At 73.5% G+C, this 15,872-nt stretch carries 17 protein-coding genes; 10 read left to right on the top strand and 7 right to left on the bottom strand.

Going from position 1 to position 15,872, the window contains the following annotated elements; translation table 11 throughout:
- Positions 1-15: 15 nt before the first annotated feature.
- The 3 genes from ACI2LY_RS22490 to ACI2LY_RS22480 all read right to left on the bottom strand — a co-directional run bounded on the left by ACI2LY_RS22490 (position 16) and on the right by ACI2LY_RS22480 (position 2,680).
- Positions 16-159: a hypothetical protein gene (locus ACI2LY_RS22490; RefSeq protein WP_404708709.1), complete on the bottom strand. Its 144-nt coding sequence runs from the start codon at positions 157-159 to the stop codon at positions 16-18.
- A 173-nt stretch (positions 160-332) separates the two neighbouring features.
- The gene (locus ACI2LY_RS22485; protein WP_404708708.1) at positions 333-1,628 is read right to left on the bottom strand and encodes an MFS transporter; all 1,296 of its coding nucleotides are present in this window, start codon (positions 1,626-1,628) and stop codon (positions 333-335) included.
- Between the two features lie 56 nt (positions 1,629-1,684).
- Positions 1,685-2,680 carry a hypothetical protein gene (locus ACI2LY_RS22480; protein ID WP_404708707.1) on the bottom strand — a complete coding sequence of 332 codons (996 nt, stop codon included), beginning with the start codon at positions 2,678-2,680 and terminating at the stop codon, positions 1,685-1,687.
- Positions 2,681-2,799: 119 nt separating this feature from the next.
- Here ACI2LY_RS22480 and ACI2LY_RS22475 point away from each other — a divergent pair, with 119 nt between their 5' ends.
- Positions 2,800-3,252, top strand: a complete 453-nt coding sequence (locus ACI2LY_RS22475; RefSeq protein ID WP_030808882.1) for a DUF4442 domain-containing protein — start codon at positions 2,800-2,802, stop codon at positions 3,250-3,252.
- Between the two features lie 6 nt (positions 3,253-3,258).
- Here ACI2LY_RS22475 and ACI2LY_RS22470 read toward each other — a convergent pair whose 3' ends face one another.
- Positions 3,259-3,462, bottom strand: a complete 204-nt coding sequence (locus ACI2LY_RS22470) for an MBL fold metallo-hydrolase (protein WP_404708706.1) — start codon at positions 3,460-3,462, stop codon at positions 3,259-3,261.
- A gap of 126 nt (positions 3,463-3,588) precedes the next feature.
- On the opposite strand from ACI2LY_RS22470, the gene ACI2LY_RS22465 reads away from it, so the two are divergent.
- Entirely contained in the window at positions 3,589-4,242 is a 654-nt protein-coding gene (locus ACI2LY_RS22465) for a DedA family protein (RefSeq protein ID WP_404708705.1), read from the top strand.
- 8 nt (positions 4,243-4,250) lie between these two features.
- Here ACI2LY_RS22465 and ACI2LY_RS22460 read toward each other — a convergent pair whose 3' ends face one another.
- Entirely contained in the window at positions 4,251-4,778 is a 528-nt protein-coding gene (locus ACI2LY_RS22460) for a gamma carbonic anhydrase family protein (RefSeq protein WP_393915581.1), read from the bottom strand.
- 134 nt (positions 4,779-4,912) lie between these two features.
- On the opposite strand from ACI2LY_RS22460, the gene ACI2LY_RS22455 reads away from it, so the two are divergent.
- From ACI2LY_RS22455 to ACI2LY_RS22445, 3 genes are all read left to right on the top strand, one after another.
- Positions 4,913-5,677, top strand: a complete 765-nt coding sequence (locus tag ACI2LY_RS22455) for an acyltransferase (RefSeq protein ID WP_404708704.1) — start codon at positions 4,913-4,915, stop codon at positions 5,675-5,677.
- 159 nt (positions 5,678-5,836) lie between these two features.
- A complete protein-coding gene (locus ACI2LY_RS22450) occupies positions 5,837-6,409 on the top strand; it encodes a helix-turn-helix domain-containing protein (protein WP_401448651.1) in 573 nt (190 codons plus the stop codon).
- A 30-nt stretch (positions 6,410-6,439) separates the two neighbouring features.
- The gene (locus ACI2LY_RS22445; RefSeq protein WP_404708703.1) at positions 6,440-6,994 is read left to right on the top strand and encodes a YbaK/EbsC family protein; all 555 of its coding nucleotides are present in this window, start codon (positions 6,440-6,442) and stop codon (positions 6,992-6,994) included.
- Here ACI2LY_RS22445 and ACI2LY_RS22440 read toward each other — a convergent pair.
- Complete coding sequence (locus ACI2LY_RS22440; RefSeq protein ID WP_404708702.1) at positions 6,991-7,398, bottom strand: CoA-binding protein; 408 nt, start codon at positions 7,396-7,398, stop codon at positions 6,991-6,993. The two genes, ACI2LY_RS22445 and ACI2LY_RS22440, sit on opposite strands and share 4 nt — an antisense overlap.
- A 142-nt stretch (positions 7,399-7,540) precedes the next feature.
- Between ACI2LY_RS22440 and ACI2LY_RS22435 the strand changes: the two genes are divergently transcribed.
- The gene (locus ACI2LY_RS22435) at positions 7,541-8,278 is read left to right on the top strand and encodes a hypothetical protein (protein WP_404708701.1); all 738 of its coding nucleotides are present in this window, start codon (positions 7,541-7,543) and stop codon (positions 8,276-8,278) included.
- A 4-nt stretch (positions 8,279-8,282) separates the two neighbouring features.
- Here ACI2LY_RS22435 and ACI2LY_RS22430 read toward each other — a convergent pair whose 3' ends face one another.
- Complete coding sequence (locus ACI2LY_RS22430; RefSeq protein WP_404708700.1) at positions 8,283-10,265, bottom strand: amino acid transporter; 1,983 nt, start codon at positions 10,263-10,265, stop codon at positions 8,283-8,285.
- A gap of 179 nt (positions 10,266-10,444) precedes the next feature.
- Here ACI2LY_RS22430 and ACI2LY_RS22425 point away from each other — a divergent pair, with 179 nt between their 5' ends.
- The 4 genes from ACI2LY_RS22425 (at position 10,445) to ACI2LY_RS22410 (ending at position 15,868) form a co-directional block, all read left to right on the top strand.
- Positions 10,445-11,002, top strand: a complete 558-nt coding sequence (locus ACI2LY_RS22425; RefSeq protein ID WP_404708699.1) for a GNAT family N-acetyltransferase — start codon at positions 10,445-10,447, stop codon at positions 11,000-11,002.
- 9 nt (positions 11,003-11,011) lie between these two features.
- Positions 11,012-11,638, top strand: coding sequence for a YigZ family protein (locus ACI2LY_RS22420; RefSeq protein ID WP_404708698.1), 627 nt, complete (start codon positions 11,012-11,014; stop codon positions 11,636-11,638).
- 79 nt (positions 11,639-11,717) lie between these two features.
- Positions 11,718-12,881 (top strand): exonuclease SbcCD subunit D, encoded by a 1,164-nt coding sequence (locus tag ACI2LY_RS22415; protein ID WP_404708697.1) that lies wholly within the window; start codon positions 11,718-11,720, stop codon positions 12,879-12,881.
- Positions 12,878-15,868 (top strand): AAA family ATPase, encoded by a 2,991-nt coding sequence (locus tag ACI2LY_RS22410; RefSeq protein ID WP_404708696.1) that lies wholly within the window; start codon positions 12,878-12,880, stop codon positions 15,866-15,868. The genes ACI2LY_RS22415 and ACI2LY_RS22410 overlap by 4 nt, the downstream gene beginning before the upstream one ends.
- The last annotated feature ends 4 nt before the right edge of the window (positions 15,869-15,872 follow it).

Here is a 15,872-nt window from a genome sequence, read left to right as displayed (position 1 = left end):
AGGCCGACCGCCGGGCTACTGCTCGCGTCCGAGAGCGGACAGCGCGGCCAGGACGCCTGTCAGCAGGGCGGCGAGGGAGCCCGCAGAGGCCGCGCCGTCCTGTTTTCCGACCACCACGAGCAGGACGTAGGCCCCCGTCGCGATGGCGAGCGACAGCATGATGACCCACCAAGGGACCGGCGGCCTGCGTCGTGGCGCGCGGCGCGGATTGGATGACTCGGGTGCAGGTGCGGAAGACATGCGTGCTGCCTCTCGACGGGTGCGCGAGCACGTCCGGATCGACGCTCCCCACAGCATCCCGACCCTGGTCATAAATGACTAGCCGTCAGGGGCTATTGACTTTTGACTGGCTGGTCCTCTGAGAGGCTTTCGCCATCCGTGAGGGTGCGCGGCGTCACCGTGTCCCCCGTATCCCGGCGGCGCAGCCCGCGGATGTCCGGGATCAGGAGGACCAGGGCCGTGGCGGTGACGATCAGGGCTGAGCTGCCCCACAGGGCCGGGGTGCGGCCGAAGGTCGACTGGGCCGGGCCTGCCAGGGCGGTGGCCAGGGGGATCAGGGCCACGGAGCCGAACCAGTCGTAGGCCGCGACGCGGGAGAGCTTGTCCTCGGGGATCTCCTGGTGCAGGGCGGTCATCCAGGAGACGCCGAAGATCTCCACCGTCGCACCGGCCACGAACATGACCCCGTACAGGACCCCGACGGGTACCGGTACGGCCAGGGCGGCCGAGGGGAGGGCCAGGGGGAAGACGGCGAGGGTGCCCGCGAGGAGGAGGCGGCGCGGGCGGTAGCGGGTCATCAGCAGGGCGCCCGCCGCCGTGCCCGCGCCGAAGGCGCCCAGGGCCAGGCCCCAGGGTCCGGCGCCGCCCAGGCTGTCGCGGGCCACCAAGGGGCCGTAGACCGCGTTGGCCGCCCCGACCACCGCGTTGACCAGGGAGAACTGCACGACGATGCCCCACAGCCAGGGTCGGCCGATGAACTCCCGCCAGCCGTCGCGGAGATCGGCCAGCATGCCGCCGCCCGGTTCGCGGGGCGGGATGTGGCTGACGTCGAGGAAGGCGCGGAGGACGCCCGCGAAGGCGAAGCAGGCCGCGTCCACCGCGAGCACCCAGCCGGGGCCGATCGCCGCGACCAGGGCCCCGCCGAGCGCCGCCCCGCCGAGCGCCGCGCCCTGGGTGGCCATGCGGAACAGGGCGAACGCCCGGCCCGCGTGCTCCCCCTGGACCGAGGAGAGCAGCATGCCCTCGGCGGCCGGGCTGAAGAACGCCTGCCCGGTGCCGCCGAGCGCGGTGAGCAGCATCATCTGCCACAGCCGGGGTTCACCCGAGAGGACCAGTACGGCGAAGGCGGCCTGGGAGACGAAGCTGAGGGCGTTGGCCGCGACCATCACCCGGTGCCGGGGCAGCCGGTCGGCGACCGCGCCGCCGATGAGCAGGAACACCACCAGCGGCAGGGTGCGGGCCGCGGCCACCAGGCCCACGTCGCCGCCGTCCCCGCCCGCGTCCAGGACGGCGAACGCGGCCGCTATCAGCGAGCCGTTGGCGCCGAGGCTCGTGACGACGGCCGCGGTGGTCAGCAGCGAGTAGTTGCGGCCCGCCCAGGCGGGGCGTGGGGAGGAGTCCGGGATCACCGGCCGACTATGGCCGGGCGACCCCGGGACTGCCAACCGGGTTTACCGGCCGTCCGTCAGCTCTCGCTGGGGTCGCCGTGCAGCCGCACCGAGGAGAGGATCTTCATGATGGTCGCCGTGTCGACCTCCCCCTTCACGCCCTTGGCGCCGTAGAGGTCGAACGACACGATGTCCTGCGCGGAGTTGCGGAAGGCGAAGGAGATCGCCTTGCCGTCGCTCGCGCACTTGCCCTTCTGCGGACTGCCCGACGAACGCGCCCACGTGTAGGCGCCCTTGACCCCGGAGGACGTGGTGTAGGGCTTGGCCTTCTTGTCGTACGTGAGGCTCTTCTTGTCCGGCTGGGTGTAGCCGCCGTAGACGTACCACGGCACCCGCATCACGGCGGCCTGCTCCGGGCTCTTCGCGCCGCTCTCGCCGCGCGTACCGGCGACGGCCAGCGAGGTGTCCTCCGTGCGGCCGTCCTTGTCGCTGTCGTCCGTGCACCACTTGGACTTGTAGACGGCGGGCGCGGACACCGAGGTGATCAGTTTGTCGTCGTCCGCGTGGTCCTCCATGAAGTAGGAGGTGTCCGTGGATTCGAGCTGCCACTCCGGCGGCACGTCGAAGGCGGTGCCGAACTTCGGGTTGACGACGACCTTCCAGCCCGCGACGACCGGCTTCTCCCCTTCCCCGCCACGCGGGTTGTCGTCCGGCGCGGACGAACTCCCCGTCGGCGCGGGCGTGGGCGCCTGGCTGGTCTTCTTCCCGCCCTTGGCCTCGTCGCGCCCGTCGTTCTTGGAACCGAGGACCAGATACCCCGTCACCCCGGCGGTGACGACGACCGCGAGGGCCGACACGATGGCGACGACCTTGACCCGGTTGTTCCCGCCCCCCGGCTTCCCCGGCGGCTGCGTCGGCGGCCCCCACTGGGGCTGCTGCCCATAGGAGTTCGGCTGCGGGTACTGCTGGTAACCCGGCTGCTGATACGGATTCGGCTGCTGGTAACCCGGCTGCTGATACGGGTTGTCCTGCGGGTTCTGCGCGCCCCCTGGCGGCTGCTCTCCTGGCCACATGGCCAGAACCCTAATGCGCCAGGGGACACGTTTCGGTCACCGTCCCTCGTCAGGGCAGTACCGAAACGAGGGGAGAGCGGGACTGGCCAGGTTCGCTACCCGTCGGTAACATCACGGTCATGACAGTTGAGAGCGCCTCCATGGGCGACATGCTGGCCGCCGCGGTGCCGATGGTGCGGACCCTGAACCTGGAGTTCATCGAGGTCACCCCCGAGCGCGCGGTGCTCCGGCTGCCGGACCAGTCCGAGTACCACAACCACCTGGGCGGCCCGCACGCCGGCGCGATGTTCACGCTGGCCGAGTCCGCGAGCGGGGCCATCGTGCTCACCGCCTTCGGCGAGCAGCTCTCGCGGGCGGTGCCGCTCGCGGTGCGTGCCGAGATCGACTACAAGAAGCTCGCCCTCGGCCCGGTGACCGCCACCGCCACCCTGGGCCGCCCGGCCGCCGAGGTCGTCGCCGAGCTGGACGCGGGCAGCCGCCCCGAGTTCCCGGTCGCCATCACCATCCAGCGCGAGGACGGCGCCGTCTCCGGCGAGATGACCGTCGTCTGGACCCTGCGACCGAACGGCTGACCACCCTCACCGCGTCGCGGCGGCCGCCGCCCGCAGCGCCGCCGCCGCGCCGCGCACGGCCAGCGAGGCCGCCGAACCGGTGTGGTCCTCGTGCCCGTGCGTGAGCACGATCCGCCGCAGCCCGCCGTCGAGCACCTCTTCGATCTCCGCCGCGGCGCCCGCCGTCCCGGAGCCGATCGCTCCAGCCTGCGCGCCCGGTCGCGCGGTCATGCGCCGGTTCGCCGTGGGCTCAGTGGCCGGGCCCGTCGGCGGGGTGCGGGGACCGGGTAGCCTTCCCGGGGGTGCGTGTGTACGGCGCGCCCGGCAGGGTGCGACAGTCAGTGGGAGGTACCGGCGGTGCACGTGCAGGAATGGCTCGACTCGGTGCCCGCGGTCGCCGTCTACGCCCTGGTGAGCCTGGTGATCGGGCTGGAGAGCCTCGGCATCCCGCTGCCCGGCGAGATCGTCCTCGTCTCGGCCGCGCTCATGTCCTCCCAGCACACCGGGGTCGACCCGTTCGTCCTCGGCGCCTGCGCCACGGCCGGTGCGGTGATCGGCGACTCCATCGGCTACGCGATCGGCCGCAAGGGCGGACGCCCGCTGCTCACCTGGCTGGGGCAGAAATTCCCGCGGCACTTCAGCGAGGCGCACGTCGCCACCGCCGAGCGGTCCTTCGAGAAGTGGGGCATGTGGGCGGTGTTCTTCGGCCGCTTCATCGCCCTGCTCCGCATCTTCGCCGGGCCCCTCGCGGGCGTGCTCCGCATGCCCTACTGGAAGTTCCTGATCGCCAACGTCCTCGGCGGCGTCGTCTGGGCGGGCGGCACCACCGCCGTCGTCTACTACGTCGGCATGGTCGCGGAGGACTGGCTCAAGCGGTTCTCCTGGGTGGCGCTGGTCGCCGCGCTCGTCGTCGGTCTCGGCTCCTTCGTGGTCATGAAGCGCCGCTCGGAGCGCAAGGAGTCCACGGAGCAGGCCCCCGAGGCCGAAGCGGTCGGCGCCGACCAGGCGTAGCACCCCTCCTACTCGTGCACCGCCCGGTGCGTCTTCGCCAGGTCCGCGTACAGGGTGCCGTTCAGGGTGACGCCCTGCCGCTCCTCCTCCGACAGCTCCCGGCGGACCTTCGCCGGAACACCCGCCACCAGCGAACCGGGCGGCACGACCATCCCCTGCGGGACCAGCGCCTGGGCGGCCACCAGGGAGCCCGCGCCGATCACCGCGCCGTTCAGTACCGTCGCGCCCATGCCGATCAGGCAGTCGTCCTCGACCGTGGCGCCGTGCACCACGGCGTTGTGGCCGACGGAGACGCGCTCACCGATCGTCAGCGGGAAGCCGGGGTCGGCGTGCAGGGTGACGTTGTCCTGGATGTTGGCGTCCGCGCCTACGGTGATCCGCTCGACGTCCCCGCGCACCACCGCGCCGTACCAGACGCTCGCCCCCGCCCGCAGCGTCACCTCGCCGATCACCGAGGCGTTCGGGGCGACGAACGCCTCCGGGTCGATCGCCGGTTCCCGGCCGCCGATACCCACGATCAGGGCCTTGTGCGTCATGCGTGTCCACCGTCTCTCTGCCGGGCGAAGTCGAACAGGACCGCACGGTAGGGCATGGCAGGGCCTGCCGGATGGGGTGAAGATCACAGCCGCCCGGCGCCTCGCGGTGAGTGACCGCTGAGTAACGTGGGCGGGTGCCGAAGCCCAAGAACACGTATCCCTCCTGGCGGCAGGGGCTCGCCCAGCGTGCCGTCCATGCCGTGTGGGGCTGGGCGCAGCGCAGGGGCGCGGTCACCGCCGGGCAGCCCGGCCGGTTCCGGTTCGGCGCGATCGGCGAGGGCACCCGGCTCGCCTTCCCGCTCGGCACGGTCTTCGGCGAGCCCTGGATCAGGCTCGGCGACTACTGCATCATCGGCGAGCAGGTCACCCTCACCGCCGGTCTGATGCCGGACCTCGACCTCGGCCCCGACCCGATCCTGCGCATCGGCGACGGCGTGGTCCTCGGCCGGGGCAGCCATGTCATCGCGGACACCACGGTCACCATCGGCCGCGACTGCTACTTCGGCCCGTACGTGTACGTCACCTCCACCAACCACTCCTACGACGACCCCCACGAGCCCATCGGCCGCCAGTGGCCCCGGATGGAGCCCGTGGAGATCGGCCCCGGCTGCTGGATCGGCACCGGCGCGGTGATCCTGCCCGGCGCCCGGATCGGCCGGAACGTGGTGGTCGCGGCCGGAGCGGTGGTACGCGGCACGGTCCCCGACCACGCCGTGGTCGCCGGGGCACCCGCCCGCGTCGTACGGCGCTGGACCCCCGAGGAGGGCTGGCAGCCGCCGCTGCGCACGCCCGCCCCGGTACCGCCCCCGGCCGGGGTCACCGGCGCGCAGCTGGGCGCGCTGGCCGCGCTGGACGAGGCGCAGGTCGAGCAGCTCGCCAAGCTGGACGCGGAGGGCTGAGCGGGCGTGTGCCGCGTACCGCACCGCGCAGTACAGTGCGGTGCACGGCCGGGTGCGGCACACCGTGGTCCCGTGCACCCGATCCGGTCATTCCTTCCTGTGACCGACGAGGCCCGTGTGGCCTCTGTGACCCCCGATGTGACTTGCAATGGACGTGATGTGGCGGACCTCGACCTGCTGACCCAGTCCCTGGCGCGCAACGTCCGCCGCTGGCGCACCGAGCGCGGCTTCACGCTGGACACGCTGGCCGCCCGCGCCGGGGTGAGCCGGGGCATGCTCATCCAGATCGAGCAGGCCCGCACCAACCCCAGCATCGGCACCGTCGTCAAGATCGGCGACGCGCTCGGCATCAGCGTCACCACCCTGCTCGACTACGAACAGGGCCCGCGCGTGCGGGTCGTCCCCGCCGACCAGGCGGTCCGGCTCTGGCACACCGAGGGCGGCAGCTACAACCGGCTGCTGGCGGGCACCGAGGCCCCCGGCCCGCTGGAGCTGTGGGACTGGAACCTGATGCCGGGCGAGCACAGCAGCGCCGACCCGCACCCCGCCGGCACGGTCGAGCTGGTCCACGTCACCTCCGGCGAACTCACCCTGGAGGTCGACGGGGTACGGCACACCGTCCCGGCCGGGGCGAGCGCCACCTTCGAGGCCGACACCCCGCACACCTACGGCAACGAGGGCGACGTACCGACCCGGATGGTGATGGCGGTCTCCGTACCGCCCGTGCGCTGACGGCCCGGAACGGGCTGTTACGGTGCCGCCATGCGCGCCCCCATCGGAGACTTCGACCACGCCACCCCCGCCCCCGACGCCCTGACCGAGCTGACCGCCCCGGTCGCCGAGGCGGTACGGAACTGGCGGGGGTCCGTCCCCGCCGAGCAGATCCTGTACGTCGACACCGACCCGGACCTCGCGGACACGGCCGTCTTCGTCGAGCACTACGGCGCCGACCTGCCCGAGCTGAGCGCCAACTGCGTGGTGGTCGCGGGCAAGCGCGGCGGCGAGACCACGCTCGCCGCCTGCCTGGTGCTGTCCCGGACCAAGGTCGACGTCAACGGCACGGTCCGCCGTCAACTCGGCGCCCGCAAGGCGTCGTTCGCCCCGATGGACCTGGCGACCGGCGAGACCGGCATGGAGTACGGCGGCATCACCCCGCTCGGACTCCCCGCCGCCTGGCCGCTGTTGATCGACCCGGCCGTGCTGGACCTGCCCTACGTCCTGGTCGGCAGCGGCCGCAGGCGCGGCAAACTCCTGGTGCCGGGCAAGGCGTTCGCGGAGATTCCCGGCGCGATCGTGGTCGAGGGGCTCGGGATCTAGCCCAGGCGGGGGATCTCGATCGCCGGGCAGGCGTCCATCACCATCTCCAGGCCCGCCGCCCGCGTCCGCTCGTACGCCGCCTCGTCCACCACGCCGAGCTGGAACCAGACCGCGCGGGCGCCCTTGGCCACCGCCTCGTCGGCGACCGCGCCCGCCAGCTCGCCGTTGACGAACACGTCGACCACGTCCACGTCGAACGGGATGTCGGCGAGGCTGGCGTACCCCTGCTCGCCCGCCACCGGCTCCGCCTTCGGATGCACCGGCACCACCCGCTTGCCGTACCGGCGCAGCACCTCGGCGACCCCGTAGGCGGCGCGGGACCGGTTGTCCGAGAGGCCGACCACCGCCCAGGTGTCGCCGAGACCGGTCAGGATGGTGCGGATCGTCGCCTCGTCGCCGTACACGGCGGCCTCCTCCAAGCGCGGGGAACTGTGCCACCCGGACAACAGCGGTCGCCGCACGCCGATTCCCCCGCTTGGCCCGCCACGCTGTCCGGAATCGGTACAAGGTGCTGCGTCCGGCCGCCCGCGCGCCTACGCTCGCTGCGTGCTGCGCATCCTCGACGCCCGGACCGATGAGCCCGTCCCCGCCACCCCCGCCCGCCGCGGGCTGACCCGTGTGGAGGTCCGTGCGGGCGGCCTGGACCTGACGGCGCTGCGTGTCCTGCTCACCGCCGACCTCCTCGTGCGCGCCCTGGAACTCGGCGGCACCCCCGTCTGGACCATGCTCACCGCACCCCGCGAGCAGGCCGAACTCGGCACCGCCGCAATCGCGTTGAGCATCCGCCCCTTCGAGGACAGCCGGGACGTGGCCTCCGGCCTGGGGGAGGCCCAGGTGGTGCACGTACGGGCCGCGACCGAGGACCCGCCCGAGGCCGGAGTGATGGTCGCCGTGGCACCGGCCCGGTGGGAGGGCCCCGACGACGACGTACAGCGGCTCCTCGAGGACCCCGGCGCCCTGCGCCTGGCGCTGCTGTCCGTGCCGCGCGGCGAACCCGCGCTGCTGGACGAGGGGGCGCTGGAGGCGGCCGCGCGGACCGCGGCCGCCTGGCGCACCGGGGTGGCCCGCTGGGGGAACCGGCCCTCGCGCCCGGTGCCCGACGAGGTGCGGGCCCGGCTGCGGGCGGCCTGGGAGGACGACCTCGACCTGCCCGGCGTACTGGCGGTGCTGCGGGACGTGGCGGAGACGCCCGAACTGCCGGACGGCGCCCGCTTCGAGACCTTCCTCTACGCCGACCGGCTGCTCGCCCTCGACCTCGCCGGGGAGCTGGGCAACCCCGGCTGAGGCTTCAGCCCACGTGCACCCAGGGCCGCCGCTCCGGGTCCGGCTCGGCGCGGCGCAGCACCTCGCGGGTGACCGGCGCCGCCTCGCCGTTGCCGAAGACCAGGAACTGCAGCAGATGGCCGATCGGGTTGCCCTCGGTCCAGTTGAAGTAGACGTGCGGCACCTTGCCGGTGCGGTCGCGCAGGGCCAGCAGGACGGCGGCGATGGTGTTGGGCACCGTCGGCCCGTCCGCGCGCAGCCGCCGTACCCCGTGCTTCTCGTCGCCGTGGACGGTGATCTCGGCGGTGAAGTCGGAGGAGTCCCGCACGAACACCTCCAGGAACACCACGGAGGCGCCCTTGGGGAGCCGGGTGTGCTGGCGCTGCTCGCGCTCCTTCTCCCGGTACTCCCGCCTGCTGTGCTCCTGCGGCTCGTTGGCGATGAGCTGGAGCGGGCCGTGCTCGGCGGCCTCGTCGATGATGCGCAGCGCTGCCACGTCGAACACCACGTCGGTGGCGCGGAGTTCGAAGGCGCGGTGCACGCGGGAGCCGAACGAGGTCAGCAGGATCAGCACGATGAAGATTGACGCGATCTTGATGCCGTCGGGCCGCTCGATCACGTTGTCGACCAGGGTGTAGGCGAAGACGGCGGTGATCGTGCCGAAGCCGATCGTGGCCGCCCGGTGCCCGCGCCGGTGCACCGCCACCGTGGAGGCGAAGGCCGCCGAGAGCATCAGCACCAGCACACCGGTCGCGTACGCCCCGCTCTGCGCGTCCACGCTGGCGTGGAACCACAGGGTGATCAGCACGGCCGCCACCAGGAACACCAGCACCAGCGGCCGTACCGCGCGCGTCCACTCCGGGGCCATGCCGTAGCGGGGGAGATAGCGCGGGACCAGGTTGAGCAGTCCGGCCATCGCGGAGGCGCCCGCGAACCAGAGGATGGTGATCGTCGACAGGTCGTACACCGTGCCGAAGATCTCGCCGAGGTACTGGTGGGCGAGATAGGCGAGGGCGCGTCCGTTGGCCGGGCCGCCGGTCTTGAAGTCCTTCTCGGGGATCAGGATCGTCGTGGCCAGGCTGGAGAGCAGCAGCAGGCAGCTCATGATCAGCGCGGCGGTGGTGAGCAGCTTGCGGGCGCCCCGGATACGGCCCGCCGGGTTCTCGTACGTGTCCTGGGCGCCGCCCTTGATCTGCGGCATCACCGCCACGCCGGTCTCGAAGCCGGACATGCCGAGCGCGAGCTTGGGGAAGACCAGCAGGGCCACGCCGACCATGGCGAGTGGGGAGGAGTGCTCCGCCGTCATCAGCCGCGTCCAGTCCTCGATCCGCACCGGGTGGGTGAGGACCTGGTAGGCGCAGACGGCGAGGACGACCACATTGAGCGCGAGATACGTGCCGACCAGGACGACGGCGATCCCGATGGCCTCCTGGAACCCCTTCAGGAAGACCGCGCCGAGCAGCCCGAGCAGGACCAGGGTGATCCAGACGCCCTCGCCCTGGGTCCAGTGCGGGGCGAACGGGTTCTCCATCACATGGGCCGCCGCGTCCGCCGAGGACAGCGTGATGGTGATCATGAAGTCGGTGGCGGCGAACCCCAGCAGCACCAGCACCAGGATCTTCCCCGACCACCAGGACAGCAGCCGCTCCAGCATGGCGATCGAACCCTCGCCGTGCGGGCTCTCCCGCGCCACCATGCGGTACACCGGGAGCGCGCCGAACAGGGTCAGCGCGATCAGCACCAGGGTCGCCAGCGGGGAGAGGGCACCGGCCGCGAGGGCGGCGATGCCGGGCTGGTAGCCGAGCGTGGAGAAGTAGTCGACGCCGGTCAGGCACATCACCCGCCACCAGCGGTGGCCCTCCTGGTCCGGGCGCGGGGTGCGGTGCGGCCCCGGATGCCGGGCGGTCCGCTCGCTCAGCCCCTCCAGCAGCCAGCCACGGCAGCGGGCCCGCACGGAGTCGGGTGCGGGTCCACCGGGGTCCGCGGGCTGCACGGGGACGCTGGTCATACGCTGCTGCCTCCTCACCCACGGCCCACCGCGCGGACCGCCTGATCGCTGAGCGCGTCTGCCCCGCATCCTCCCCCGCACACCGGCGGCGGCAGCGCGCGGCGCTCCGCACGGACATCTCGAGTCGAGCTGGCCCTCACCCCTTGATCACCGCTGCGCCCGCTGATTGGCTGGCCGACATGACTGACCTCGGACCCATTGCCTGGCCGCCCGCACCGATCAGGACCGAGAGGCTCGTGCTGCGTGAGCCCGAGGCCCGGGACCGTGCGACGTTCATCGAGCTGCTGGCGTCGCCGGACGTGCACACCTACCTCGGTGGACCCCGCCCGCGTGCCGAGCTCGAGCGCGAGCTGCCCGAGGTGCCCGAGCGGTGGCCCGGGAGCTTCGTCGTCGATCTCGACGGGGCGATGATCGGCCAGATCCTGCTCCGCAGAGCACCCGCGCACCATCGCCCGGCCGCCGCGGGGAAGCCCGATCTCGGCTACCTGTTCCTGCCACGCGCGTGGGGATTCGGGTACGCCGCGGAATCGTGCGCCGCTGCACTCGAGTGGGTCGGCAGCGTCCTCCCCGGTGAGCCGGTGGTCCTCGCCACCCAGACCGCCAACACCGGCTCGATGCGCCTCGCGGCAAAGCTGGGGTTCACCGAGGTCGAGCGATTCCGGGCCTGGGACGCCGATCAGTGGCTCGGCCTGCGGGCCCCGCGAGGGCCGGATCGGGCCGCCCGCACCCTGCAATAGGCTGGCCGGATGCAGGACGAGTACCGCACAGTGGCCCGCGCGGGTGTGCATGAGACCGAGATCAACCGCTCCCGCTTCCTGTGCGCGCTCGCCCCGGCCGCCACCGAGCGGGAGGCGCAGGAGTTCATCGCCGGGGTCCGTAAGGAGCACGCCGACGCCACGCACAACTGCTGGGCGTACGTGATCGGCGCCGACGCCTCCACCCAGAAGGCCAGCGACGACGGTGAGCCCGGCGGCACCGCCGGGGTGCCGATGCTCCAGATGCTGCTGCGGCGCGACATGCGGTACGTCGTCGCCGTCGTCACCCGGTACTACGGCGGGGTGAAGCTCGGCGCGGGCGGGCTGATCCGGGCCTACGGCGGCTCGGTCGGCGAGGCGCTGGACTCGCTCGGCACGCTCACCCGGCGCCGCTACCGGCTGGCCACGGTGACCGTCGACCACCAGCGTGCGGGCAAGGTGCAGAACGACCTGCGCTCCACCGGCCGCGAGGTCCGCGACGTCCGCTACGGCGAGGCGGTCGCCATCGACATCGCCCTGCCGGACGCCGATGTCGACACCTTCCGCGGCTGGCTGGCGGACGCCACGGCGGGATCGGCGGGGCTGGAGCTGGGCGGAGAGGCGTACGGAGACGCCTGAAACGGGTCAATCGGGCATAACGCCCAAATCCGAAGTGACCGGGGCGCGTTGTCCGACCCTCCCGTTAGTCTCGGGGTCCATGAGACTCCTGCACACCTCCGACTGGCATCTCGGCCGGGCCTTCCACCGGGTGAACATGCTCGGGGCCCAGACCGAGTTCATCGGCCACCTCGTCGCCACCGTGCGCGAGCGGGCCGTGGACGCCGTCGTGGTGTCGGGAGACGTGTACGACCGCGCGGTGCCCCCGCTGGCCGCGGTCGAGCTGTTCGACGACGCCCTGCACCGGCTCGCCGAGCTGGGCGTGCCCACCGTGATGATCTCAGGCAACCACGACTCGGCCCGCCGCCTCGGCGTCGGCGCCGGACTCATCGACCGCGCGGGCATCCACCTGCGCACCGACCCGGCCGCCGTCGGCACCCCGGTCGTCCTCACCGACGCCCACGGCGACGTCGCCTTCTACGGGCTGCCCTACCTCGAACCCGCCCTGGTCAAGGACGAGTTCGCGGTACCCAAGGCCGGACATGAGGCCGTGCTCGCCGCCGCCATGGACCGCGTCCGGGCCGACCTCGCGGGCCGCGCGCCCGGCACCCGCTCCGTCGTCCTCGCCCACGCCTTCGTCACCGGCGGCGAGGCCAGCGACAGCGAACGGGACATCACCGTCGGCGGAGTGGCCGCCGTGCCCGCCGGGGTCTTCGACGGCGTCGACTACGTCGCCCTCGGTCATCTGCACGGCTGCCAGCGGATCAGTGAGCGCGTCCGCTACTCCGGCTCCCCGCTCGCCTACTCCTTCTCCGAGACCGACCACCGCAAGAGCATGTGGCTCGTCGACCTGGACGCCGAAGGCGCCGTCACCGCCGAGCGCCTCGACTGCCCGGTGCCGCGCCCGCTGGCCCGCGTCCGGGGCACCCTGGAGGCGCTGCTCGACGACCCCGCGCTGAGCCACCACGAGGACGCCTGGGTCGAGGCCACCCTCACCGACGCCGTCCGCCCCGCCGACCCCATGGCCCGGATCGCCGCCCGCTTCCCGCACACCCTCAGCCTGGTCTTCGCCCCCGACCGCGCCCCGGACGACCCGGCCGTCTCCTACGCCCGGCGCCTCGCGGGCCGCAGCGACCAGCAGATCGCGGAGGACTTCGTCGCCCATGTGCGCGGCGCCGCCCCCGACGACCGGGAGACCGAAGTGCTGCGCGACGCCTTCGACGCCGTGCGCGCCGACGACGTGGTCCGGGAGGTCGCCCGATGAGGCTGCACCGGCTCGACATCACCGCCTTCGGCCCCTTCGGCGGCGCCCAGAGCGTCGACTTCGACGCGCTCTCCGCCGCCGGACTCTTCCTGCTGCACGGCCCGACCGGCGCCGGGAAGACCTCCGTCCTGGACGCCGTCTGCTACGCCCTCTACGGCTCCGTCCCCGGCGCCCGTCAGGGCGGCCAGGGCACCCACCTGCGCAGCGACCACGCCGAACCGGGCACCCGTACCGAGGTCCGGCTCGAACTCACCGTCGCCGGACGCCGACTGGAGATCACCCGGCAGCCGCCGTGGGAGCGCCCCAAGAAGCGCGGCACCGGCACCACCCTCGACAAGGCCCAGACCTGGCTGCGCGAGTACGACGCCGTGCGCGGCACCTGGAAGGACCTCAGCCGCTCGCACAACGAGATCGGCGAGGAGATCACCCAGCTCCTCGGCATGAGCCGCGAGCAGTTCTGCCAGGTCGTCCTGCTGCCCCAGGGCGACTTCGCCCGCTTCCTGCGCGCCGACGCCGAGGCACGCGGCAAGCTGCTCGGCCGCCTCTTCGACACCCAGCGCTTCGCCGACGTGGAGAAGCGGCTCGCGGAGCGCAGGCGGGCCACCGAGGCACGGGTGCGCGAGGGCGACACCGCCCTGCTCGCCGACGCCCACCGCATGCAGCAGGCGGCCGGTGACGCCATGGAGCTGCCCGACCTCGCGCCCGGCGATCCGGGGCTCGCCGTCGCCGTCCTCGCGGCGGCCGCCGTCGCCCGCGGCACCGTTCGCGAACGCCTCACCATCGCCCACTGCGGCCTCACCGCCGCCGAGTCCGCCCACACCCGCGCCCAGGCGGAGCTGGCCGACGCTCGCGAACTCGCCCGGCTCCAGCACCGGTTCACCGAGGCCCAGGACCGTGCCGCGCGCCTCGCGGAGCGGGCGGGGGAGTACGACGAGACGCGGGCCCGTATGGAGCGCGGCCGCAAGGCCGAGACCGTGGCGCCCGCGCTGGAGCTGCGCGAGGACGCCGAGCACGCGCAACGGCGGGCCGCCCTCGCCGAGGCGAACGCCCGGCGCGCGCTGCCCGAGGACCAGGCCGACTCCGGCGCCCCCGGTCTCGCGGCCGCCGCCCGCCGCGCCACCGAGGAACTGGGCGGCCTCGCCTCCGCCCGCCGCGCCGAGCACCGGCTCACCGAACTGCTCGCCGAGCGGGACGGACTCGACCGGGAGGAGCGCGCGGACGAACACGCCCTGCGCGAGGCGGACGCCTGGCTGGACGGCTGGGAGCCCGCCCGGGCGGCCCTCCAGACCCGTATCGAGTCCGCCCAGGAGGCCGCCTCCCGCGCGGAGTCCCTCGCCGTCCGGCGCGACCCCGCCAGTCGGCGGCTCGACGCGGCCCGCCGCCGCGACCGGCTGACCTCGGACGTCGTGGCCGCCGAACGCCGGGCCCTCGACTCCGGGCAGCGCGCGCAGAAGCTGCGCGAAGACTGGCTCGACCTCAAGGAACAGCGCCTCACCGGCATCGCCGCCGAGCTGGCCGCCCACCTCACCGACGGCGCCCCCTGCGCGGTCTGCGGAGCCACCGAGCACCCCGCCCCGGCCCGCAAGGACGCCGGACACGTGGACCGGGACGCCGAGCAGCACGCCTTCGACGAGCACCAGAAGGCCCAGCGGGAGCACGACGAGCACAAGCAGCGGGACACGGGGCTGCGAGCCGACCTGAAAGCGGTCACCGCCGAGGTCGGGGACACCCCCGTCGACCGCATCGCCGCCGAAGTCACCGAGCTGGAGCAGGAGTTCGAGCAGGCCCGCCGGGACGCCTCCGTCCTCCACGCGGCGCGCGAGGAGCTGCGCCGGGCCGAGACGGAACGCGAGCAGCGGCTCGAGTCCCGCCAGCAGTCCGCCGTACGGGCCGCCGCCCGGCTCACCCGGCGCGACACCCTCGACCGCGAACAGACCACCCTAGAAGCCGAGTTGACCCGAGCGCGCGGAACCGCCGACAGCGTCGCCGCCCGCGCCGCCCAGCTGGAGCGACTCGCGGCCGTGCTCACCGAGGCCGCCGACGCCGCCCGTACGGCAGAGGAGGCGGCCGTACGCCTGAAGGAGGCGGACGCCCGGCTGGCCGACGCCGCCTACCGCGCGGGCTTCGACACCCCCAGCGCGGCCGCCGCCGCCCTGCTGGACTCCGCCACCCATCGCGCGCTCCAACACCGGCTGGACGAACGGCAGTCGGAGGAGTCCGCCGTACGCGCCGTGCTCGCCGAGCCCGAGACGTTGGCCGCGTCCCGGCAGGCCCCCGCCGACCTCGCCGTCGTCGGGGAGCGTGCCGCCGGGGCCGAGCGGCGGCTGCGGGAAGCCGCCTCCGCCCGTGACGAGGCCGCCCGCCGCACCGCCGAGCTGGACCGGCTCTCCGCCCGCGCTGAGGACGGCGCCCGGCGCCTCGCCCCGCTGCGCGAGGAGTACGACCGGGTCGCCCGGCTCGCCGCCCTCGCCGCGGGCACCAGCGCGGACAACGAGCGCCGGATGCGCCTGGAGTCGTACGTCCTCGCCGCCCGCCTGGAGCAGGTCGCCGCCGCCGCGACGGCGCGCCTGAGGCTGATGTCCGCCGGGCGCTACACCCTCGTCCACTCCGACGACCGCAGCGGACGCGGGCGCAGCGGGCTCGGGCTGCATGTCGTGGACGCGTGGACCGGCCGGGAGCGGGACACCGCCACCCTGTCCGGCGGCGAGACCTTCTTCGCCTCCCTCGCGCTCGCCCTCGGCCTCGCCGACGTGGTCACCGACGAGGCGGGCGGGGTCCGGCTCGACACCCTCTTCATCGACGAGGGCTTCGGCAGCCTCGACGACCAGACGCTGGACGAGGTCCTCGACGTGCTGGACTCGCTGCGCGAACGGGACCGCAGCGTCGGCATCGTCAGCCACGTCGGCGACCTGCGCCGCCGCATCCACGCCCAGCTGGAGGTCGTCAAGGACCGGACCGGGTCGTCGCTGCGCAGGCGCGGTACCTGAGCGG

This window comes from Streptomyces sp. NPDC002176 (genome assembly GCF_044903645.1).
GTDB lineage: Bacteria > Actinomycetota > Actinomycetes > Streptomycetales > Streptomycetaceae > Streptomyces.
This window is presented reverse-complemented; position numbering and strand designations above follow the sequence as displayed.